The organism is Streptomyces sp. cg35, assembly GCF_050410835.1.
Taxonomy (GTDB): domain Bacteria; phylum Actinomycetota; class Actinomycetes; order Streptomycetales; family Streptomycetaceae; genus Streptomyces.
Window position 1 is genome coordinate 6,821,942 of record NZ_CP191268.1, and the last position, 19,098, is coordinate 6,841,039.

At 72.8% G+C, this 19,098-nt stretch carries 19 protein-coding genes and 1 pseudogene; 10 read left to right on the forward strand and 10 right to left on the reverse strand.

Going from position 1 to position 19,098, the window contains the following annotated elements; translation table 11 throughout:
• Positions 1–54: 54 nt before the first annotated feature.
• The 6 genes from ACQUQD_RS31165 (at position 55) to ACQUQD_RS31190 (ending at position 5,912) form a co-directional block, all read left to right on the forward strand.
• Positions 55–1,587, forward strand: coding sequence for an aldehyde dehydrogenase (NADP(+)) (locus ACQUQD_RS31165; RefSeq protein WP_428955492.1), 1,533 nt, complete (start codon positions 55–57; stop codon positions 1,585–1,587).
• 5 nt (positions 1,588–1,592) lie between these two features.
• Entirely contained in the window at positions 1,593–2,201 is a 609-nt protein-coding gene (locus tag ACQUQD_RS31170) for a DUF1349 domain-containing protein (RefSeq protein WP_428955493.1), read from the forward strand.
• A gap of 87 nt (positions 2,202–2,288) precedes the next feature.
• A complete protein-coding gene (locus ACQUQD_RS31175; RefSeq protein ID WP_428955494.1) occupies positions 2,289–3,005 on the forward strand; it encodes a DsbA family oxidoreductase in 717 nt (238 codons plus the stop codon).
• Positions 3,006–3,096: 91 nt separating this feature from the next.
• Positions 3,097–4,188 (forward strand): aminotransferase class V-fold PLP-dependent enzyme, encoded by a 1,092-nt coding sequence (locus tag ACQUQD_RS31180; protein WP_428955495.1) that lies wholly within the window; start codon positions 3,097–3,099, stop codon positions 4,186–4,188.
• Positions 4,189–4,242: 54 nt separating this feature from the next.
• Complete coding sequence (locus tag ACQUQD_RS31185) at positions 4,243–4,854, forward strand: sigma-70 family RNA polymerase sigma factor (protein WP_428955496.1); 612 nt, start codon at positions 4,243–4,245, stop codon at positions 4,852–4,854.
• Positions 4,854–5,912, forward strand: coding sequence for a maleylpyruvate isomerase family mycothiol-dependent enzyme (locus ACQUQD_RS31190; protein WP_428955497.1), 1,059 nt, complete (start codon positions 4,854–4,856; stop codon positions 5,910–5,912). Before ACQUQD_RS31185 ends, ACQUQD_RS31190 begins: the two co-directional genes overlap by 1 nt.
• Before the next feature lie 24 nt (positions 5,913–5,936).
• On the opposite strand, the gene ACQUQD_RS31195 is transcribed toward ACQUQD_RS31190, so the two are convergent.
• Positions 5,937–6,455, reverse strand: coding sequence for a MarR family winged helix-turn-helix transcriptional regulator (locus tag ACQUQD_RS31195; protein WP_428955498.1), 519 nt, complete (start codon positions 6,453–6,455; stop codon positions 5,937–5,939).
• Positions 6,456–6,604: 149 nt separating this feature from the next.
• Here ACQUQD_RS31195 and ACQUQD_RS31200 point away from each other — a divergent pair, with 149 nt between their 5' ends.
• On the forward strand, positions 6,605–7,666 hold the full coding sequence (locus tag ACQUQD_RS31200; RefSeq protein ID WP_428955499.1) for an alkene reductase: 1,062 nt from the start codon (positions 6,605–6,607) through the stop codon (positions 7,664–7,666).
• A 64-nt stretch (positions 7,667–7,730) separates the two neighbouring features.
• On the opposite strand, the gene thpD is transcribed toward ACQUQD_RS31200, so the two are convergent.
• The 5 genes from thpD to ACQUQD_RS31225 all read right to left on the reverse strand — a co-directional run bounded on the left by thpD (position 7,731) and on the right by ACQUQD_RS31225 (position 12,393).
• On the reverse strand, positions 7,731–8,636 hold the full coding sequence (thpD, locus tag ACQUQD_RS31205; protein ID WP_428955500.1) for an ectoine hydroxylase: 906 nt from the start codon (positions 8,634–8,636) through the stop codon (positions 7,731–7,733).
• Between the two features lie 4 nt (positions 8,637–8,640).
• Complete coding sequence (locus ACQUQD_RS31210) at positions 8,641–9,045, reverse strand: ectoine synthase (RefSeq protein ID WP_428955501.1); 405 nt, start codon at positions 9,043–9,045, stop codon at positions 8,641–8,643.
• 40 nt (positions 9,046–9,085) lie between these two features.
• On the reverse strand, positions 9,086–10,357 hold the full coding sequence (gene ectB / locus ACQUQD_RS31215) for a diaminobutyrate--2-oxoglutarate transaminase (protein ID WP_428955502.1): 1,272 nt from the start codon (positions 10,355–10,357) through the stop codon (positions 9,086–9,088).
• Positions 10,358–10,416: 59 nt separating this feature from the next.
• The gene (gene ectA, locus ACQUQD_RS31220) at positions 10,417–10,929 is read right to left on the reverse strand and encodes a diaminobutyrate acetyltransferase (RefSeq protein WP_428955503.1); all 513 of its coding nucleotides are present in this window, start codon (positions 10,927–10,929) and stop codon (positions 10,417–10,419) included.
• 363 nt (positions 10,930–11,292) lie between these two features.
• Positions 11,293–12,393, reverse strand: coding sequence for a pyridoxal-phosphate-dependent aminotransferase family protein (locus tag ACQUQD_RS31225; RefSeq protein ID WP_428957706.1), 1,101 nt, complete (start codon positions 12,391–12,393; stop codon positions 11,293–11,295).
• A gap of 77 nt (positions 12,394–12,470) precedes the next feature.
• On the opposite strand from ACQUQD_RS31225, the gene ACQUQD_RS31230 reads away from it, so the two are divergent.
• On the forward strand, positions 12,471–13,565 hold the full coding sequence (locus ACQUQD_RS31230) for an amidohydrolase family protein (RefSeq protein ID WP_428955504.1): 1,095 nt from the start codon (positions 12,471–12,473) through the stop codon (positions 13,563–13,565).
• A gap of 172 nt (positions 13,566–13,737) precedes the next feature.
• Here ACQUQD_RS31230 and ACQUQD_RS31235 read toward each other — a convergent pair whose 3' ends face one another.
• Positions 13,738–15,174 carry an arylsulfatase gene (locus ACQUQD_RS31235; RefSeq protein WP_428955505.1) on the reverse strand — a complete coding sequence of 479 codons (1,437 nt, stop codon included), beginning with the start codon at positions 15,172–15,174 and terminating at the stop codon, positions 13,738–13,740.
• Positions 15,175–15,555: 381 nt separating this feature from the next.
• On the opposite strand from ACQUQD_RS31235, the gene ACQUQD_RS31240 reads away from it, so the two are divergent.
• Both ACQUQD_RS31240 and ACQUQD_RS31245 read left to right on the forward strand, forming a co-directional pair.
• Entirely contained in the window at positions 15,556–16,521 is a 966-nt protein-coding gene (locus tag ACQUQD_RS31240) for an SCO1860 family LAETG-anchored protein (protein WP_428955506.1), read from the forward strand.
• A gap of 139 nt (positions 16,522–16,660) precedes the next feature.
• Positions 16,661–17,041: a group I truncated hemoglobin gene (locus ACQUQD_RS31245; protein ID WP_428955507.1), complete on the forward strand. Its 381-nt coding sequence runs from the start codon at positions 16,661–16,663 to the stop codon at positions 17,039–17,041.
• Positions 17,042–17,138: 97 nt separating this feature from the next.
• Here the strand turns inward: ACQUQD_RS31245 and cobC are convergent, their stop codons facing one another.
• From cobC to ACQUQD_RS31260, 3 genes and pseudogenes are all read right to left on the reverse strand, one after another.
• Positions 17,139–18,230 carry an Rv2231c family pyridoxal phosphate-dependent protein CobC gene (gene cobC, locus ACQUQD_RS31250; protein WP_428957707.1) on the reverse strand — a complete coding sequence of 364 codons (1,092 nt, stop codon included), beginning with the start codon at positions 18,228–18,230 and terminating at the stop codon, positions 17,139–17,141.
• A 123-nt stretch (positions 18,231–18,353) separates the two neighbouring features.
• Positions 18,354–18,689 (reverse strand): annotated as a pseudogene (locus ACQUQD_RS31255) (CbiX/SirB N-terminal domain-containing protein); the annotation flags it as partial.
• Complete coding sequence (locus ACQUQD_RS31260; protein WP_428955508.1) at positions 18,667–19,098, reverse strand: cobalamin biosynthesis protein; 432 nt, start codon at positions 19,096–19,098, stop codon at positions 18,667–18,669. The pseudogene ACQUQD_RS31255 and the gene ACQUQD_RS31260, both read right to left, overlap by 23 nt.

Below are 19,098 nucleotides of genomic sequence, written 5' to 3' on the forward strand. Positions count from 1 at the left end.
AACGACCCTCGCGGCTCGCCCGGCGCGCTGCGGGAAGAGCAGGAGGAGTGCGCCGTGGCAGCAGCACCAGTCTGGAGTGTCGACCCCCGAACCGGGAAGCAGCGGGAGCAGGTCGCGGTCGAGGCCACGGCCCAGGAGGTGGACCAGGCGGTCCGCGCCGCCCAGGAAGCCCGCTCCGCCCTCGCCGACCGCACCGTGCGCGCCGCCTTCCTGCGCACCGCGGCCGACCTGCTCGACGAGGCCAAGGACCACCTGGTCGAGGCCGCCGACGCGGAGACCGCGCTCGGCCCGGTCCGGCTCACCGGCGAACTCGCCCGCACCTGCTTCCAGCTGCGGGCGTTCGCCGGCGTCGTCGAGGAGGGCGCCTTCCTCGGCGTCGTCATCGACCACCCCGACGACACGGCGACGCCGCCGATCCCGGACCTGCGCCGCTACAAGATCCCGCTGGGCGTCGTCGCCGTCTACTCGGCGTCGAACTTCCCCTTCGCCTTCTCCGTGCCCGGCGGCGACACCGCGAGCGCGCTCGCCGCGGGCTGCCCCGTGGTCGTCAAGGCCCACCCCGACCACCCGGCCACCTCCGAGCTGGTCGCCTCGGTCATCCGCCGGGCCGCCGAGCGGCACGGCATCCCGGAGGGCGTGCTCGGCCTCGTGCACGGCTTCGAGGCGGGCGTCGAGCTCGTCAAGCACCCGCTGGTCGCGGCGGCCGGCTTCACCGGTTCCGTCCGCGGCGGACGCGCGCTCTTCGACGCGGCCGCGGCCCGCCCGGTGCCGATCCCCTTCCACGGCGAGCTGGGCTCCCTCAACCCCGTCGTGATCACCGAGGCGGCGGCCGCGGAGCGTTCCGAGGCGATCGGCACCGGCCTCGCGGGCTCCATGACGCTGGGCGTCGGCCAGTTCTGCGTGAAGCCGGGTCTGGTCTTCGCGCCGGCCGGCGAGGCGGGCGACAGCCTCGTCAAGTCCCTCACGGCCGCCGTCAGCGACACCGCCGCCGGCGTCCTGCTCGACCACCGCATGCGGGACAACTTCGTCGCGGGCGTCGCCGAGCGGGCCGGACTCCCGGACGTGGACGCCCCGGTGACCCCCGGCGCGGGCGGCGAGCACACCGTCAGCCCCGGCTTCCTGACCGTTCCGGCCACCCGCCTCGCCGTCGAGGGCGGGCCGCACGACCTGCTCCTGGAGGAGTGCTTCGGCCCGGTGACCGTCGTCGCCCGCTACGAGTCGGCGGACGAGATCACCTCCGTGCTGTCCCGGCTGCCCGGCAACCTCACGGCCACCGCCCAGCTGTCCGCCGAGGAGACCGCGGGCGAGGGCCGGGGCACCGAACTCCTCGCCGAGCTGACCCCGCTCGCCGGCCGCGTCCTGGTCAACGGCTGGCCGACCGGCGTCGCGGTCGCCCCCGCCCAGCACCACGGCGGCCCGTACCCGGCGACGACGTCCACCTCCACCTCGGTCGGCGGCACGGCGATCGAGCGCTGGCTGCGCCCGGTCTCGTACCAGACGACTCCCGAGGCGCTGCTGCCCCCGGAGCTGCGCGACGACAACCCGCTGGGCCTGCCGCGGCGCTACAACGGCCGCCTGGAAAACTGAGGCCCATGGAACTCCAGCTGCCCGAACTCCCCTTTCCGTTGCGCTCCTACGGACCCGACGGGGACTGGTCCTACCAGGACGGGGTGCTCACCGGCCGGGCGGGCGCCCGGCAGGACCGCTTCGTGCCGCCGACGGGCCACGCCCTCGACCCCGCCTCCGACGCGCCCCGGCTGCTCGGCGCGCCCGAGGGTGACTTCCAGCTGATCGCCCGGCTCACCGTCGGCTTCGAGGCGGCCTTCGACGCGGGCGTCCTCTACGTCCACGTGGGCGACCGGGAGTGGGCCAAGCTCTGCTACGAGCGCTCCCCGGACGAGCCGACCATCTGCACGGTCGTCACACGCGGCCACTCCGACGACGCGAACTCCTTCGTGGTGCCCGGGACGACGGTGTGGCTGCGGATCAGCCGCACCGGCTCGGCCTTCGCGTTCCACGCCTCGACCGACGGCGAGAAGTGGACCTTCGTACGGATCTTCTCCCTCGGCGACGAGAAGTCCGCGGGGGCGGCCCTCGTCGGCTTCCTCGCGCAGTCACCGGTGGGCGAGGGGTGCACGGTCCGCTACGACCGCATCGAGTTCCGCCCGAACTGGCCGCGGGGCCTGAAGGACGGTTCCTGACGCCCGGGGAATGAGCGGAGGGACCATCCGGTTGACGTAGGGCGCAGGGCAATCCCTGCGCCGTACGAAACTGGAGCGAGAAACCCCATGCGCGTCGAGATCTGGACCGACATCAACTGCCCGTTCTGCTACATCGGCAAGTCCCGGTTCGAGCAGGCCCTCGACGCCTTCCCGCACAAGGGCGAGGTCGAGGTCGTGCACCGCTCCTTCGAGCTCGACCCCACGATCGCGAAGGGCGACACCGGTCTCGTCGTCCCGCACATCGCCCAGAAGTACGGCATCAGCGAGGAGCAGGCCGCCGCCAACGAGCAGGGCCTCGGACAGCAGGCGCAGGCCCTCGGCCTGCCCTACCTCACCGAGGGCCGCGACTACGGCAACAGCTTCGACCTGCACCGCCTGCTCCACCTCGCCCACGACAAGGGCCTGCAGGACGCCATGATCGACGCGCTCTACCGCGGCAACTTCGCCGAGCAGGGCTCCGTCTTCGCCGACGACGAGCACGTCGTCCGGCTCGCCGTCGAGGCGGGCCTGGACGAGACCGAGGTGCGCGCCGTCCTCGCCGACCCGGACGCGTACGCCGACGAGGTCCGCGCCGACGAGCGCGAGGCGGCCGAGCTGGGCGCGACCGGAGTGCCGTTCTTCGTCCTCGACCGCAAGTACGGCGTCTCCGGCGCCCAGCCCGCCGAGGTCTTCACCCAGGCGCTCACCCAGGCCTGGGACAACCGCTCCCCGCTCACCGTGATCGACAGCGCCGACGGCGCCGACGCCTGCGGCCCCGACGGCTGCGCGGTCCCGGGCGCCTGACCCCGCCCTGCCGCGCGGACAAGCGTTCCTTACAGGTACTGCTCAAAAATGCGCAATGGACGGGCAGTTGGCGGCGGGGGACAGTGGTGCCATGGAGCCCATCGATGAGCACCCGCCCGTCGCCCCCGCCCTGAACCTCGACCTCGTCCGCGCCCAGTACGCCCCGGCCGGCACCTTCCTGAACACCGCCGGCTCCGGTCTGCTGCCCGCGCGGGCAGCGGACGCCATGCGCGACGCGATCGCCGGCATGGCCGAGGGCCGTCCCACCGACTCCCTGTTCGCCGACGTCGAGGAGGCCCGCGCCGCGTTCGCACGGATCGCCGGGGTCCCGGTGGCCAGGGTGGCGACGGGCGCGTCCGTCGCCCTGTACACCGGACTGATCGCCGCTTCGCTGCCCGAGGGCGCCGAGGTGCTCACGGCCGAGGGCGAGTTCAGCTCCACGGTCCACCCCTTCCACGCGCGCGGGGACCTCAAGGTCCGCACCGTCCCGCTGGACGCGCTCGCCGAGTCCGTCCGGCCCGGCACCGCCCTGGTCGCCGTGAGCGCGGTCCAGTCCGCGGACGGCCGAGTGGCGGATCAGGCCGAGCTGCGGGCCGTCACCCGCGCCCACGGCGCCCGTCTCTACGTCGACGTCTCGCAGGCCGCCGGCTGGTTCCCGCTCGCCGCGCACGCCGCGGCCGCCGACTACGTCGCCTCCGTCGCCTTCAAGTGGCTCACCTGCCCCCGCGGCGCGGTCTTCTTCGTCGGCCCCGAGGACCCGGACGAGCTGACCCCCGTCTTCGGCGGCTGGGTCGCGGGGGAGCGGCCGTGGGACAGCTGCTACGGCCCCGTCACCGAGCTCGCCCGCTCCGCCCGCCGGTTCGACCAGTCGCCGGGCCTCGTCGCGTACACCGGCGCGCGCCGGTCCCTCGCCCTGATCGAGGAGCTCGGCCCGGACGCCGTCCGCGCCCACGACCTGGCGCTCGCCGAGCGCTTCCGCGCGGGCCTGGCGGAGCTGGGCCGCAAGGCGCTCCCCGCGCCCGGCTCCCCGATCGTGTCGGTCCCCGGACTCGGCGGACGGCAGCCCGAGTTGCAGGCCGCCGGTATCGAACTCGCCAACAGGGCAGGCAACTTGAGGGCCTCCTTCCACCTCTACAACACGCCCGAGGACGTCGACCGCCTCCTGGAGGTCCTGGCCCGCTGAGGCCGGGCAGGCCCTGGCGTCCGGTGGGTCCGGACGCTAGGAAGGCACTACGAGGTGGTGGTGCCGGTGGCCCGGACGGACGGGACAGGACCGACAGCGGACGTCGCGCTGCATCAGCGACTGGTCTACGGCGACGAGGCCGCGCTCTCCGAGGTGTACGCCACCTACGGCGGTCTCGTCCGTGGCGTCGCCGTCCGGGTGACCGGCCAGGCCGGAGCCGCCGACGACGTCGCGCAGGAGGTCTTCGCCCATCTGTGGGCACGCCCCTACGCGTACGACGCGCGCCGCGGCACGCTGCGCACCTGGCTGAGCATGCTGGCGCACCGCCGCGCCGTCGACTGGGTGCGCAGCGAGGCCCGCCACCGCAAGGCGGCCGCCGCGGACGACGAGACCCTGCACGCGATTCCCGCGCCGGACCCGGGCCCCGACGAACGGGTCGTGGACCGCGAACGCGCCCTCCTGCTCCACTCTGCCCTCGCCGAACTCCCGCTGCCCCAGCGGCAGGTGGTGCACCTGGCGTATTTCGCGGGCCGGACGTACCGTCAGGCGGCAGCGGAACTCGGCATTCCCGAGGGCACCGCGAAGACCCGCCTGCGTACGGCCCTGCACCGGCTGGCCGAGACCCTGGCGGAACCGCCCGACCCGGCCAGGGAAAGGAGCGCGTGATGACGACCGACGCGGACGACCACGCGGCGATCCGTGAACTCCTCGGTGCCTGGGCCGTGCGGGCCCTGCCCCCGTCCGAAGAGCGGCTGGTCCCGGCTCACCTCGCCGACTGCGAACAGTGCGCGGCGGAGGCGGAGCTGCTGCGCGAACCGGTGCGGCTGCTGGACGGCCCGGACGGGGAGGTGCCGCCGCCCGGACCCGCGCTCGGGGACGAGATCCTGGCCCGGGCCCTCACCGCCCGCCCGCCCGCGCCGCGCACCGCCGCGCACGCCGAGCCGTACGCCGCCGCCGTGGCCGCGCTCCAGGCCCTGCTCGCCGAGCTCGCCCCGGAACCGGACGCCACCGCGGACGCCGCCCCCTGGCTCACCCCCGTGATCCACGACTGGACCGTGCAGGACACGGTCGCCCACCTCATCGCCGCCGACGAACACCTCGCCGCCCACCTGGGCCTCCCGGCCAACGCCCCGCCCGCCCCGCCGCACCCGCGGGACACCGGCTGGCGCACGGCCTGGACCACCCGCACCCACCAGGTCATCGCCCACGAGCGGGGCCGCTCCCCGCAGGCCACCGTCACCACCTGGCGCGCCCAGACCGCCGCGCTGCTGGCCACCCCGGACGCCCGCGACCCCGAACGCGCCGCGCGGGCCGCCACGCTGGTCGGCGTGCGGCTCCCCGTCGCCGAGCACTTCCTGATCCGTGCCTTCGAGACCTGGATCCACGCCGACGACATCGGCCGGGCCCTGGACCGCCCGGTGCCCCCGCCGCCCGCCGCGCACCTGTGGCGCCTGGTCCGGCTCGCCGTCCGCGTCCTCGGTCTGGCGCTCGGCCGGGGCGCCGGGCCGGTCGCCCTCACCATCACGGACGTCACCCGCAGCACGGAGTGGATCCTCGGCGCCGAGGGCGAACCCGTCCGCGCCGAACTCGCCCTGGATCCGGTCGACTTCTGTCTGCTGGTCGGCGGCCGGCACACCCCGCAGACCGTCCCCCGGGGCGCCCTCGGCGACGAGGAGGCGGTGCGCACCGTCCTCGACCGGGCGGCCCGGCTCGCCTGGCTGTGACCCCGCCGGGGCCCGCCGCGCGCCCTACTCGGGGCAGGCGTCGGGACCCGTGCAGAGGTTGCCCTCCACCAGGGCCAGCAGCCGCACGAACTCGTCCCGGTCGCGCGCCGACAACCCCGCCAGCGTCTGCCTCTCCAGCGCGTCCCACGCCCCGGAGACGTCCTTCAGCAGACCGCAGCTCTGCTCGGTGGCCTCGACGAGCACCGCGCGCCGGTCGTGCGGGTCGGGGCAGCGGCGCACGTGTCCGGCCTGCTCCAGGCGCTGCAGCATCTTGGTCACCGTCGACGGGTCCAGCTCCACGGCCTTGATCAGCTCGGACTGCCGGACGGGCCCCTGGTCCCACAGGTGCATCATCACGAACTCCTGCCCCGGGTAGAGGCCGAGCGCGCGCAGTTGCCGGGCCGCGGCGGTGCGGTGCAGTCGCGCGACCCGTGACAGGGCCAGGCTGACGGGTCCTCCCAGGGCGGCGTGGCCGCTACAGGCAGGGTCGTCGGACGGCCCGGAGGGCCGGTCCGACGCGGAGGTCGCTGGGGTCTCGGGCATGAGGCACTCCTGAATCCGGTCTTCTCCCAGAGATTACCTTGGCCGGCCAAGGAATGCGTTACAGTGGGCGAGCCCGATTGCTTGGCCGACCAAATAATGCCGTCGGCGGCCGCCACGCCGTCGTCCGGGCTCTGTGGAACGGAGTAGCCATGACCACCGCTTTCGACCCGCTCGACCTCTCCGGCACCCGCCTCGCCAACCGCATAGCCATGGCGCCCATGACCCGCAGCCGGGCCGGCGCCGGAGGCACCGCCACCGAGCTGACCGCCGAGTACTACACGCAGCGCGCCTCCGCGGGCCTGATCATCACCGAGGGGATCCAGCCCTCGGCCGTGGGCCAGGGATACGCCTGGACGCCGGGGCTGCACAGCGCCGAGCAGATCGCCTCCTGGCGCACGGTCACCGACGCCGTGCACGCGGCCGGCGGCCGGATCTTCGCCCAGCTCATGCACGCGGGCCGGATCAGCCACCCGTCGCTGCTGCCCGACGGACAGGCCCCCGTCGCCCCGTCCGCGGTGGCGCCCGAGGGCAAGGCCTTCACGAACGAGGGCTTCCAGGACTTCACCACCCCGCGCGAGCTGACCGCGGACGAGATCCGCGCCACCGTCGCCGACTTCGCCGCCGCCGCCCGCGGCGCCGTCGAGGCCGGCTTCGACGGCGTCGAACTGCACGGCGCCAACGGCTACTTGATCCACCAGTTCCTCGGTACGGGCTCCAACCACCGCACCGACGAGTGGGGCGGCAGCGTGGAGAACCGCATCCGGTTCGCGGTCGAGGTCGTCAGGGCGGTCGCCGAGGCCATCGGCCCGGAGCGCACCGCGCTGCGCCTGTCGCCCGGCAACCCGTACAACTCGATGCAGGAGAGCGACTTCGCCGAGACGCACGCGGCGCTGGTCGACGCGATCGACCCGCTCGGCATCGCCTACCTCCACGTCCTGGAGACCACCGACATCCGTGAGGTGACCGTGGACCTGCGCAAGCGGTTCAGCGGCACGTTCGTCCTCAACGCGCTCACCGAGGGCCCCACCGACCACACCGCCCTGCGGTTCGTCGAGGAGGGTCTCGCCGACCTGGTCTCCTTCGGCGCCCTGTTCCTCGCCAACCCGGACCTGCCCGCCCGGCTGCGGACCGAGGGCCCGTACAACACCCCGGACCCGGCCAGCTTCTTCGGCGGCGACGCGAAGGGCTACACGGACTATCCGGCGCTGTAGCCGCACACACATGAGGCGGGGCGGGACCGAATCGGTCCCGCCCCGCCTCATGCGCGTACGTACGTCACTTCACCGGGGTGAAGTCCCGCGCCCCAATGAACTCCGGGCGCCGCACGGGTGCCGCGAACGGCTCCACCGCCGTGTTCTCCACGCTGTTGAACACGATGAACACGTTCGAGCGCGGGTACGGGGTGATGTTGTCGCCGGAGCCGTGCATGGCGTTGCAGTCGAACCAGGTCGCCGAGCCGGCCTTGCCGGTGAACAGCCGGATGCCGTGGCTGTCGGCGAACTTGGTGAGGGCCTCGTCCGAGGGGATGCCCGCGTCCTGCATCTGCAGCGACTTCTTGTAGTTGTCCTTCGGCGTCTCACCGGCGCAGCCGAGGAACGTCTTGTGCGACCCCGGCATGATCATGAGGCCGCCGTTGGTGTCGTAGTTCTCCGTCAGCGCGATGGAGACCGACACCGTGCGCATGTTCGCCAGGCCGTCCTCGGCGTGCCAGGTCTCGAAGTCCGAGTGCCAGTAGAAGCCACTCGCCCCGAAGCCGGGCTTGACGTTGATCCGCGACTGGTGGACGTAGACGTCCGAGCCGAGGATCTGGCGCGCGCGGCCCACGATGCGCTCGTCGCGCACCAGGTTCGCGAACACCTCGCTGATCTTGTGGATCTCGAAGACCGAGCGCACGTCCTGCGACTTCTTCTCGACGATCGAGCGCTCGTCCGCCTTGACCGCCGGGTCCGTGATCAGCCGGTTCAACTCGGCCTGGTACGTGCCGATCTCGTCCGGGCCGATCAGCTCGTCGATCGCGAGGAAGCCGTCCCGTTCGAAACCCGAGAGGTCCGATTCACGGATCGGGCCCCGTGCCCCCGGCGGCGACCAGACGACCGGGTCGACGCGCGGAGTGGCCACCTCGGAGGTGCCGCGGGTCGGGTACAGATCGGTGATGTCGGGGTCCGTGGAGAGCGCGGTCATCGGATCAGACCTCCTCGGGTTCGGTCAGCAGCGGGTAGACACCGTTCTCGTCGTGGTCCTCCCGCCCGGTCACGGGCGGGTTGAACACGCACACACAGCGGAAGTCGGTCTTGGGGCGCAGCGTGTGGCGCTCGTGGCCGTTCAGGAGGTACATCGTGCCCGGCTCGATCCAGTGCTTCTCGCCGGTCTCCTTGTTGGTGAGCTCCGCCTCGCCCTCCACGCAGAGTACGGCCTCGATGTGGTTGGCGTACCACATGTCGGTCTCCGTGCCCGCGTAGAGGATCGTCTCGTGCAGGGAGAAGCCGACCTTCTCCTTGGCGAGGACGATGCGCTTGCTCTCCCAGGTGCCGGACGCCGACTTCACGTGCCGGTCGGTGTTCTCGATCTCCTTGAACGAACGGACAATCACGGTGAGTTGCTGCCTCTCTCTTCTACGTTCCTGAGGGGTGTCAGGCGGTCTCGCGCACGGCCCTGGTGAGCGTGCGCAGCCCCTCTTCCAGCTCCTCGGGAGTGATCGTCAGCGCCGGAAGCAGCTTGACGACCTCGCTCTCGGGGCCGGAGGTCTCGATGAGCAGTCCGAGCTCGAAGGCGCGCTTGGCGACCCTGCCCGCCCGCTCCTTGTCGCGGAACTCAAGGCCCCACACCAGGCCGCGGCCGCGGTACTCGACGGTGTCGTCGCGGAACTCGTCGCGCAGCGCGGCGAGGGCCTCGTCGATCTGCTCGCCGCGGGCGAGGGTCTGCTTCTCCATCGCGGCGCCGTCGGTCCAGTACGTCTCCAGGGCCGCGGCGGCCGTCACGAACGCGGGGTTGTTGCCGCGGAACGTGCCGTTGTGCTCGCCCGGCTCCCAGATGTCCAGCTCCGGCTTGAACAGGCACAGGGACATGGGCATCCCGTACCCGCTGATGGACTTCGAAACAGTCACGATGTCCGGTGTGATGCCCGCCTCCTCGAAGGAGAAGAAGGCACCGGTGCGGCCGCAGCCCATCTGGATGTCGTCGACGATGAGCAGCATGTCCCAGCGCTCGCACACATCGGCGAGCTTGCGCAGCCACTCGGCGCGGGCGACGTTGATGCCGCCCTCGCCCTGGACCGTCTCGACGATCACGGCCGCGGGGGTGTTCAGGCCCGAGCCGGAGTCCTCGAGCAGCCGCTCGAACCAGATGAAGTCGGGCGTCTGGCCGTCGAGGTAGTTGTCGAACGGCATCGGCGTGCCGTGCACCAGCGGGATGCCGGCGCCGGCCCGCTTGAACGCGTTGCCGGTCACGGCGAGCGAGCCGAGCGACATGCCGTGGAAGGCGTTCGTGAACGACACGATCGACTCACGGCCCTTGACCTTGCGGGCCAGCTTCAGCGCGGACTCGACGGCGTTGGTGCCCGTCGGGCCCGGGAACATGACCTTGTAGGGCAGGTCACGCGGGCGCAGGATGATGTTCTGGAAGGACTCCAGGAAGTTGCGCTTGGCCGACGTCGACATGTCGAGGCCGTGCACGACGCCGTCGCGCTCCAGGTAGTCGATCAGGGCGCGTTTCAGCACGGGGTTGTTGTGCCCGTAGTTGAGCGATCCGGCGCCCGCGAAGAAGTCCAGGTACTCGTGGCCGTCCTCGTCGTACATGCGGCTGCCCTGGGCCCGGTCGAAGACGGTGGGCCAGCCTCGGCAGTAGCTGCGCACCTCCGACTCAAGGGTCTCGAAGACGCTCAGGTCAGGCTGGGTGATGGTCACAGCAAATGCTCCTCTTGGAAGGGGAGTTGAGGGGGGTTGGCGGTGTGGGCGTGCGTCGGCTAGGCAGCCGGCGCGAGCGGTCCGATGCGGTACAGCTCCTCGGGCAGATGTCCGTCGTCGGGGAACAGCCCGGCGTCGAACAGCACCTGGCGCTCCACTCCGGCCCCGTGCCTGCGGGCGTACGAGAGGAACAGAGCCTGGGACGCCGCGTTGTCCGGCGTGATGGTCGTCTCGACAGTGGTGACCTGCCGCTCGGCGGAGACCTTGGCGGTCAGGCCGTCCAGGAGTTCTCCGGCCAGTCCGTGCCCGCGGTGGGCGTCGTCCACGGCGATCTGCCACACGACCAGGGTCTCCGGGCGGTCCGGACGGATGTAGCCGGTCACGAACCCGGCGACCTCGCCGGTCTCGTCGCGGGCCACCGCGGAGGTGGCGGCGAAGTCGCGACACCAGAGCAGATAGCTGTACGAGGAGTTGAGGTCGAGCACCTTGGAGTCACGTGCGATACGCCAGATCGCGGCGCCGTCGGCCACGCCGGGCTGATCGAGCTGGAATTGCGCTTGTGCGGCGGTCATGGAAATTGAATTTACCGACCAATTTCTGGGATTGCATCCGGGTGAGGGGTTACGTACTCGGAGGATGTGTGTTATCGCGCGCGGGTGGGCACGCGCACGAACCGTCCGCAGAATATGGCGATTTGAGGCGATCATAAGGGGCAAAACGCTGCGCATGTGGAGTACGTCACAACGTTGTAACTGCCTCGGCACCCGCCGGAATTACGTCGCTTCCTGTTGTTGAAACCTTAGTGTTTACGTCCAGGAAAAGCGGGCAGAAGCAATACGGGAAGCTGCTCCGATAATTACCTGAAAATGCCTGAGAGAAGAATATAGAAAAGCGCCGCCCAAAAAAGGGCGGCGCCGATTCTGCGTGCGGAGGGGTTATGACCAGGTGGCCGCGACCGCCTTCCGCGCACCTTCCAGGTCCACCTCGAGCCCGGCCTCCGCGAGCGCCCCGCCGAGCGCCGCGAGCGAGGACTGCACGACACCGCGGGTGGCCTGCGGCCCGTAGTGGTTGACCCGGATCATCGTCTCGGCCAGCGCCCCGCCGCCCGCGACCAGCGGCAGCACCGGGTCGACGGCGAGGGCCTTCGCCACCAGCTCACGGGCGTCGGTCCCGGCGGGCGCGCGCAGCGTCGTGGCGACCGGAGCGGCGTCCCGGGCCTCGTGCACGTACGGCTCGAGGCCGCCGCCCAGCGCGAGGGCCCCGGCCCGGGTCGCGGCGGCGGCGCTCGCGTGCCGCGCCATCAGCGACTCCAGGCCCTCGCTCTCGATGCGCTCCACGCACGCCTCCAGGGCGAGCATCTCCAGCTGCGCCGGAGCGTGCAGCAGCGCCTTGCGGCCCCCGTCGATCCAGCGCTGCTTCCAGTCGAGCAGCGACAGGTACGAGTGGCGCGGCGCCTGCGGGTTGGCGGCCATCCGCTCCCAGGCCCGCGCGCTCACCGACACGGCGGAGACGCCGGCCGGGCCGCCCATCGCCTTCTGCGCGCCGATCACGCACAGGTCCACGCCCCAGGCGTCCGGCAGCACCGGCTCGGCGGCGATCGACGCGACCGCGTCCAGGTAGAACAGCGCGCCGTGCTCGCGCACCACCTCACCGATCTCGGCGACGGGGTTGGTGTTGCCGGTCGCCGCCTCCGCGTGCACCAGCGACACGAAGTCGATGTCGGGCTGCTCGGCGAACGCCTGCCGGATCTGCTCCGCGGTGACCGCCGTGTGGAACGGCACCGCCAGGTCGTACACGGTCGCCCCGCAGTCCCGCAGCCAGTCCCCGAAGGTCTGCCCGTACGGGCCGGTGATCACGTTCAGGGCCACGGTCCCCGGGCCGGCCGCGGCGCGGATGGCGCCCTCCAGCGGCAGCAGCGCCTCGCCCTGCATGACCACGACGTCCTGCGAGGTGTCCAGGAGCCGGGCGACGCGGTCCTCGATGGAGGCGAAGTGCTCGGCGCTCAGGGGGGCCAGATCGAGAAACGGATGCGTCACGGTGGTGCTCTCTTCGCTCACGGGTTCGGACAGGATGCCGGTGTCGAGCGTACCCACCCCTTTCGTAGGCTTCGGTCATGACTGACCGTGGGGTGCTGCACGTGAAGGGGCGGGTCCTGGCCGGACCCGACGACGTCCGTGACGAACTGTGGGTGATCGACGGCCGCGTCACCTACGACCGCCCGGTCTCGGCCGGCCTCGACGTGACGACCGTCGACGGCTGGACGCTCCCCGGCCTGGTCGACGCGCACTGCCACGTCGGCCTCGACGCCCACGGCCCGGTCCCCGCCGACACCGCCGAGAAGCAGGCCCTGACCGACCGCGACCACGGCACGCTGCTGCTGCGCGACGCGGGCTCGCCCTCCGACACCCGCTGGATCGACGACCGCGAGGACCTGCCGAGGATCATCCGCGCGGGCCGGCACATCGCCCGCACCCGCCGCTACATCCGCAACTACGCGCACGAGATCGAGCCCGAGGACCTCGTCGCGTACGTCGCCCAGGAGGCCCGGCGCGGCGACGGCTGGGTCAAGCTGGTCGGCGACTGGATCGACCGCGGCACCGGCGACCTCAGCGCCTGCTGGCCGCGCGACGCCGTCGAGGCGGCGATCGCCGAGGCCCACCGGCTCGGCGCCCGGGTCACCGCCCACTGCTTCGCCGAGGACTCGCTGCGCGACCTCGTCGAGGCGGGCATCGACTGCATCGAGCACGCCACCGGACTGACCGAGGACACCATCCCGCTCTTCGCCGAGCGGGGCGTCGCGATCGTGCCGACCCTCGTCAACATCGCCACGTTCCCGGACCTCGCGGCGGGCGGCGAGCAGAAGTTCCCTCGCTGGTCGGCGCACATGCGGCGGCTGTACGAGCGCCGCTACGACACGGTCCGCGCCGCCTACGACGCCGGAGTCCCGGTGTACGTGGGCACGGACGCGGGCGGCTCCCTCGCGCACGGTCTCGTCGCCGGGGAGGTCGCGGAACTGGTCCGCGCGGGTATCCCTCCGGTCGAGGCGGTGTCGGCGACGGCGTGGGGTGCGCGGGAGTGGCTGGGGCGCCCCGGCCTCGCGGAGGGCGCCCCCGCGGACCTCGTCGTCTACGGGGCGGATCCGCGGGCGGACGTGAAGGTGCTCGCGGCGCCGCGGCGGATCGTGCTGCGGGGGCGGGTCGTCGGGTAGGCGACTCGTCTGCCAGGTGGCTGTCCGTCGACGGGTGCGCGTTCCGTCGCGGCTGGTCGCGCGGTTCCCCGCGCGAAGCAGGACCACCGGCGCGCAGCCGGCCACGCACGCCGACCCGGCAGACGCACACCGACCCCACAGGCGCGAAGCGCACCCGGCGGACGCCGAGCGCTCAGCCCCGCCGCCCCACCGGCAAGGTGTCCCGGGGGGCCCGGCCCGTGACCAGGTCGCCGTTCGCCACGTACCCCTCGGGCCGCCCCGTCAGCTCCGCGACCAGCCGGGACCGCCACACGGCTACGTCCCCGGCGGCCGAGGGCGCCAGATCGTGCAGCTCCTGCGGATCGGCGTCCAGGTCGAAGAGCTGCTCGCGGCCGCCGCCCGAGAACCACACGTACTTGGCGTGCCCGTCCGTCAGCCAGTGCATCGACTCCCCGAACAGGGCGTGCTCCCCGTGCAGGTACGGCCGTGGCGCGGGGAGCCGTTCGCCGCGCGCCGCCGGAAGCAGGCTGTGCCCGTCGAGCCCTTCGGGCACCGGCAGCTGCGCGCACTCCAGCAGCGTGGGCATGATGTCGCGGAGCTCGGCCACCGCCTCGGGACCGACGACGGTCCCGGCGGGCAGCGACCCCCGCGGCCCCGACAGGATCAACGGCACCCGCGCCGACCCCTCGTACGGATATGCCTTCCGCCACAGCCGGTGCTCGCCCAGCATCTCGCCGTGGTCCGACGTGAAGCAGATCCACGTGTCGTCGGCGAGCCGGAACTCGGCGAGCGCCTGCGTGAACCGGTTGATCTGCTGGTCGATGTGGGACATGTGGCCGTAGTAGCCGGCCCGCGCGCGATGGACCGTACGGGCGTCGTACGAGGCGTAGTTCGCGTCGGCGCGCGTGTCGTCCCGCCAGCCCTCCAGGGCGTCGGCCCAGTCGCCCACCGCCGGCCGGTACCCGGGTGCGTCCAGATACTGCTCGAACGCCCAGCGCGGCGGATCGTAGGGCGGATGCGGGCGGTGGAAGGAGAGGTGCAGCAGGAAGGGGGCGGTCGGATCCCGGCGGTACAGGAAGTCGATCGCCTCCGTCACCACCCAGTTCGTCGGGTGCAGCCGCTCGGGCCGGTCCCACGGCCGCGCCACCACGCTGTTGCAGTCGAGCCCGTGGTCCGTGTGGTCACCGCCGCCGGGCTGCCGCTCCAGCCAGGCCGCGTAGTCGTCGTGGAACCGGGGATCGGTCCGCCGGTCCCGGGCGAAGTGCAGGTAGCCGTCGTGCAGGGTCACCTCGTCGAAACCGATGCGGTTGCGCTCCGGGAACGCGTGCAGCTTCCCGATCGCCCGGGTCTGGTACCCGTGCCGCCCGAACTCGCCCGCCAGCGTCACCGGGTACTCCCACGGCACGCCGTCCCGGTACCCGGTGCGCCCGTGCGAGGTCTGCGCGAGGCCGGTGTGCAGGGCCGCCCGCGCCGGTATGCAGGACGGCACCGCCGAGTACGCACGGTCGAACCGGGCGCCGCGCCCCGCGAGTTGATCCAGGTAGGGCGTACGCACCACCGGATGCCCCGCGCCCGAGAGGCAGTCGCCGCGCCACTGGTCGGCGGTGATCAGTACGACGTTGCGCGGCATCGAACTCCTCGGCCCGGTACAGGGGTTGACACAGCGTGACCCGCGGAGGTCGCTGCTCGTTGCACACAACTTGTCCGCGCCCGCGCTGTCAACCGGCGCATGCGGGGCGGATCGTCGGGCCGGGTGACATCAGGGTGACGGCAGGGAACAACCGAGCCCAAAGATTCGAAGACACGCGCGGAAACCCCCCTTTGGGGTGAACTCACGTCAGGTTGCTGCCTGTTCACTCTCAGTGCGTAAAGATTCCCTCATCGATGACCGGTCGACGCCGTCGGCGGCACCGCGTGATGTCCCCATGCACCACGCCCCGACGGCAGCTGTTCTGTTCATTCCACGTACTGGACTGTCCTGTCCTGTCCTCTTCCTGGGGGTCCCACCAGCATGCCCAGCTCCACTGTCACCACCGCCCTGCGCACGCCCGCCCGCCGCGTCGCCGCGACCGCCGTCGCGACCGTGCTCGCCGCCGGGCCCGCCGCGCTCGCGACCGCGGGCCCGGCCGCGGCGACGGGTGACCACGGAGGCAAGTCCAGCGCGGTCGTACTCCGCACGGGCCTGGACGTCTCTCTCCTGAACAAGACCGTCAACGTTCCGCTGAAGGTCGCGCTGAACGAGGTGCAGGCCCCCGCCAGCGCCGAGAAGACCGCGCTGACCGCCCAGCTGGACGGCGTCGACGGCGGCCAGCCGTTCAGCGTGCTGCGCGCGGACGTGGCGAAGGCGAGGGCGACCGTCGACGACAAGAAGGCGGAGGGCTTCACCCAGCTCGTCCACGCGAAGATCCACATCCCCGGTCTGCCGCTGCTCTCCCTGATCGAGGTCGACCAGGTCACCTCGAAGGCCCTGTGCGAGGCGGGCAAGAAGCCGGTCGCCGAGTCGAACGTGCTCGGTTCCGTCACGGTCCTCGGCAAGAAGGTGACGCTGAGCGCGGGCGGCACCACGGAGGTCAAGGTCCCGGGCGTCGGCGACGTCTCGCTCGGCCTGTCCAACACGTCGACCACCTCGACGACGGCGGCTGCCTCCGCCCTCCAGCTCAAGGTCTCCGTCAACCCGCTGAAGCTGAACGTCGCCGAGGTCAACGGTGAGGTCACGCTGGCCGGCGCCACCTGCGAGGCCCCGAAGGCGGCCGAGACCCCGGCCTCGCCGAAGCCGGCGGACGACTCCGACGACGTGCAGCCGCAGGGCGCCAAGGCGGACAAGCCGGTCGCGGCCGAGCCCGCCGCCGAGAAGAGCGACCTGGCGGAGACGGGCGGCAACTCCATGACGCCGTACATCGCGGGCGGCGCGATCGTCCTGCTGGTGGCCGGCGGCGGCGCCGTGGCGATGGCCCGCCGGGGGCGCTCCCGCGCATAGCGCCTCGGGGGAGGGGCCCGGGGAGGGGCCCAGGGGGAGGGGGAGTCGGGGGTGCCGCCGTGGGGGCGGCGCCCCCGACCGCTGTCCGTGGCCACCACCGGGTTCTGAATGCCCTGTTCCGCGGATACGTTCGATTCTCATGGACAACACGAGTGACGCAGCCGGGTCCCTCTACGCGGCCGTCGGCGGCGCTCCCGCCGTGACGGCCGTGGTCGACCTCTTCTACGCCAAGGTCCTGGCGGACGACCGGCTGTCCCCGCACTTCCGCTCCATCGACCTCGTCGCCCTCAAGGCCCACCAGCGGGCCTTCATCGCCGCGGCGCTCGGCGGCCCCGGCGCCTACCAGGGGCGTTCGCTGCGTGCGGCCCATGCACCGCTGTCCCTGACAGGGGCCGACTTCGACCGTGTGGTGTCCCACTTGGCGGGGGCCCTCACGGAGGCGGGCGTCCCCGCGGGCACGATCACCGTGATCGCGGACCGTCTGACCCCGCTGAGGCCGGACATCGTGACCGGGGACTGAGCACAAGAAGCAGCACAGGAAGCAGCACCGGAAGCGTCACCGGGAACGGCACGGGCGGGCGCCGGTCCGCGCCGACGCCCAGCCCTCACAGGCTCGTTCAGCCTTTCAGCACGTCCCTGAGCGCCGTCGTGAACCGCTCGCTCGTGCCCCGGTCCCGCACCGCGATCCGCACCCAGTCCCGCCCGAGGCCGGGAAACGTGTCGCCCCGCCGCACCGCGAACCCGGCCTCCCGCAACCGCTCCCGCACGACATCCGCGCCGGGCACCCGGACCAGCACGAACGGCCCCTGCGCGAGGCCGGCCACCGACACCCCGGACGAGCCCAACTCCGCCAGCAGCCCCACGAGATGCTCCCGGTCCGCCGTGACGGCCGCCGCCGCGTCGGCCGCCTCCGCGACACCCCGCGCCGACACACACGCCTGCGCCGCCACCAGCGCGGGCGACGACACCGGCCACAACGGCTGGGCCCGCTCCAGCGCCGCCACCACCTCCGGCTCCGCCAGCACGTACCCGACCCGCAGGCCGGCCAGCCCCCACGTCTTCGTCAGGCTCCGCAGCACGACCAGGCCCGGCACGTCCGTCCGCCCGGCCAGCGACTCCCGCTCGCCCGGCACCGCGTCCATGAACGCCTCGTCGACCACCAGCACCCGCCCGGGCCGCGCCAGCCGCCGCACCGCGTCCGCCGGATGCAGGACGGACGTGGGATTCGTCGGGTTCCCCACGACCACCAGATCCGCCTCGGGCGGCACCAGCGCCGGATCGAGCCGGAACCCGTCCGCCTCCCGCAACAGCACCCGCCCCACCGCGTGCCCGGCGTCCTCCAGCGCCGCCTCCGGCTCCGTGAACTGCGGATGCACCACCACCGGCCGCCGCACCCGCAGCGCCCGGGCCAGCAGCACGAACGCCTCCGCCGCCCCGGCCGTGAGCAGCACCCGCTCCACCGGCACCCCGTGATGCGCCGCCACCGCGGCCCGCGCCGCCCGCCCGTCCGGATACGCCGCGAGGCCCTCCAGCGCACCGGCGATCCGCTCCCGCAGCCAGCCGGGCGGCGTACCGGTGCGCACGTTCACCGCGAGATCCGTCAACTTCTCGCCGTCGTCCCGGACCTCGGCGTCCCCGTGATGCCGCAGATCCGGCCCGCCGCCCGCCTCCGGCGGCTCCTCGGCCGCCGCGGCGCGGCGCACGTCCACCTCGGGGTGCGCCGCGCCCCAGCCCTCGGCCTGCGCCCAGAACCGCTCCGACGGCAGCGGCCCGTACGGCAGCACGACCACCCGCCGCGCGCCGAGCGCCGCACACCGGTCGAGCCCGGACGGCACGTCGGGCGCCGCGCCCGACACGAACGCCGGCTCCACCCCGGCGTATCCGCTGCCCTCCCACAACAGCCGGGCCGCCGCGACGAGTTCGGCGTTGGCCGCGGGATCGGCCGAGCCGTGTCCCACGAGCAGCACGGTCACGTCGGCCCGGTCGTACGGGGTGCGGGCGCCATGGCCCAGGACGTCGTCGAGCCGCTGCTCCAGGGCGGCGAGCAGAGCCGGGGGAGGAGTGTGCACGGGAGGAGCTCCTTGCGGGACGTACGGGCGGAGACGAACGAGCAGGCCGAACGAGAAGGCCGAGAGGGACCGGACCCTACCCGGCCCGGGCCACCGCACACGTCACCCGTCCGGACCCGCCGCCCGCGCCCGTCGAGGTCCGTTTGGGAACGAGCAGCTCACCCCCGTCGGCGAGGGCGGCGGCCTCCGCGACTGACGGCGTGCGCACCGCTTCGCGCGCCCGCTGCGACGGGTGCGGCACCGGCACGGCGGAGAGCAGCCCGGCGCTGTACGTGCGCAGCGGCACGCCGAGCGCCGCGGCCGCCGCCACGATCCCGGGCTCCCGGCCCTTCGCCTCGACCGTGGCGAGCGCCACGACATCGGCGACCTCCGCCCCGGCCTCGGCCAAGGCGGCCCGGACCAGCCCGAGCACCTCCCCGGACGCCACCCCGGCGCGGGCACCGACCCCGACGATCACCGCGTCCGGGCGGTGTCGGATGTGCGCCGCGGGTGCCGGATGGGTTAGCAA

Excerpts from the sequence above, each read along its gene's own strand:
- ACQUQD_RS31170 (WP_428955493.1), top strand. The coding sequence starts at position 1,593 with ATGGAACTCCAGCTGCCCGAACTCCCCTTTCCGTTGCGCTCCTACGGA.
- ACQUQD_RS31175 (WP_428955494.1), top strand. The coding sequence starts at position 2,289 with ATGCGCGTCGAGATCTGGACCGACATCAACTGCCCGTTCTGCTACATC.
- ACQUQD_RS31180 (WP_428955495.1), top strand. The coding sequence starts at position 3,097 with ATGGAGCCCATCGATGAGCACCCGCCCGTCGCCCCCGCCCTGAACCTC.
- ACQUQD_RS31190 (WP_428955497.1), top strand. The coding sequence starts at position 4,854 with ATGACGACCGACGCGGACGACCACGCGGCGATCCGTGAACTCCTCGGT.
- ACQUQD_RS31195 (WP_428955498.1), bottom strand. The coding sequence starts at position 6,455 with ATGCCCGAGACCCCAGCGACCTCCGCGTCGGACCGGCCCTCCGGGCCG.
- ACQUQD_RS31200 (WP_428955499.1), top strand. The coding sequence starts at position 6,605 with ATGACCACCGCTTTCGACCCGCTCGACCTCTCCGGCACCCGCCTCGCC.
- thpD (WP_428955500.1), bottom strand. The coding sequence starts at position 8,636 with ATGACCGCGCTCTCCACGGACCCCGACATCACCGATCTGTACCCGACC.
- ectA (WP_428955503.1), bottom strand. The coding sequence starts at position 10,929 with ATGACCGCCGCACAAGCGCAATTCCAGCTCGATCAGCCCGGCGTGGCC.
- ACQUQD_RS31230 (WP_428955504.1), top strand. The coding sequence starts at position 12,471 with ATGACTGACCGTGGGGTGCTGCACGTGAAGGGGCGGGTCCTGGCCGGA.
- ACQUQD_RS31235 (WP_428955505.1), bottom strand. The coding sequence starts at position 15,174 with ATGCCGCGCAACGTCGTACTGATCACCGCCGACCAGTGGCGCGGCGAC.
- ACQUQD_RS31240 (WP_428955506.1), top strand. The coding sequence starts at position 15,556 with ATGCCCAGCTCCACTGTCACCACCGCCCTGCGCACGCCCGCCCGCCGC.
- ACQUQD_RS31245 (WP_428955507.1), top strand. The coding sequence starts at position 16,661 with ATGGACAACACGAGTGACGCAGCCGGGTCCCTCTACGCGGCCGTCGGC.